The sequence below is a fragment of the Mammaliicoccus fleurettii genome (genome assembly GCF_003970575.1).
Taxonomy (GTDB): domain Bacteria; phylum Bacillota; class Bacilli; order Staphylococcales; family Staphylococcaceae; genus Mammaliicoccus; species Mammaliicoccus fleurettii.
Map to the genome: position 1 here is coordinate 1 of NZ_RXWZ01000058.1, position 1,169 is coordinate 1,169.

Annotated in this window: 2 protein-coding genes; one reads left to right on the plus strand and one right to left on the minus strand. The window is 30.9% G+C overall.

From position 1 onward, the window contains the following. Window positions 1-70: 70 nt before the first annotated feature. Entirely contained in the window at window positions 71-463 is a 393-nt protein-coding gene (locus tag CD129_RS05105; RefSeq protein WP_115337970.1) for an MFS transporter, read from the minus strand. Between the two features lie 348 nt (window positions 464-811). Between CD129_RS05105 and CD129_RS05110 the strand changes: the two genes are divergently transcribed. Continuing rightward, window positions 812-1,169: helix-turn-helix domain-containing protein (locus CD129_RS05110; RefSeq protein ID WP_144437003.1), on the plus strand; the 358-nt coding region annotated here is incomplete at its 3' end.

Consider the following 1,169-nt stretch of genomic DNA (forward strand, 5'->3'; position numbering starts at 1 on the left):
ACGAAATTAGCATCATGCTAGCAAGTTAAGCGAACACTGACATGATAAATTAGTGGTTAGCTATATTTTTTTACTTTGCAACAGAACCATTTATATAATAGAAGATAAACATAAACATAACCATTATCCAATACTTATTTGCTAAAAGGGCTTTAAAACCAATCCAAAAAGATTCTTTATTAACGTCTTGATTTAAATGTGATGTTCTTTCTTTGGTAGTGAAAAATGTAATCATATACATTAATAAAGCTATAATTGCTAATACGGTATATCCTAAAACCCAGCCAGTTTGTCCTCCTCCAAAAAAATCAACCATAGGAATGACCAAATTACCGACAATTAATATCCCTATACTAGCAAAAAACATTCTAAAAACATTTAAAACCCCGCGTTCATTTTGATCTGGGGTTATTAAAGTATTCAATGTCCCATAAGGTATTACTACACCTGTATATAATAAAATTACTAAATTGTATCATTTAATTAAATACATATTTATGTAAATCATTATGAAGGAAATATGGGAATAAACCTGTATTTAATTAAAGAATGGGTTGAATCATTTAATTTTAAAAATATTCTATAGCTTTACCAAGTATTTTTAAATTAGAAATGTTCAAAAAGATACGAGAGATTATCTCGTGTCTTTTATTTTTACTGTTTTTGTCTGTTAAAATTATATGAGATATAACAGTACATAAAGCAACCATTTAACGGAACAAAAGTAATATCTTATACTGTCCGAACGCAGCATAAGAAGACAGGAGTTATAGATAACATCCTGTTAGTATTTAAACAAGGGGTGAATAACATGACGTGGGTTGAATCATTACAGGAAGCAATAGACTATATGGAAGAGCACTTACTTGATGATCTTTCGATTGAAAGTATTGCAGAAAAGGCAAATTTCTCGGTATTTCATTTTCAGCGTACATTTGTAATATTAACTGACATATCTGTTAGTGAATATCTTAGACGTCGTCGTCTAACGTTAGCTGCTTATGAATTAATGGAATCTAATACAAAGATTATTGATCTTGCCTACAAATATGGTTACGAAACCCCCGAGGCTTTCTCAAAAGCTTTTCGTAAGCAACATGGTGTTGCTCCAACGGAGGCACGAAAGTATAAGAGAAAGCTGAAATCTTACAATCGCCTAGTAATCCAGG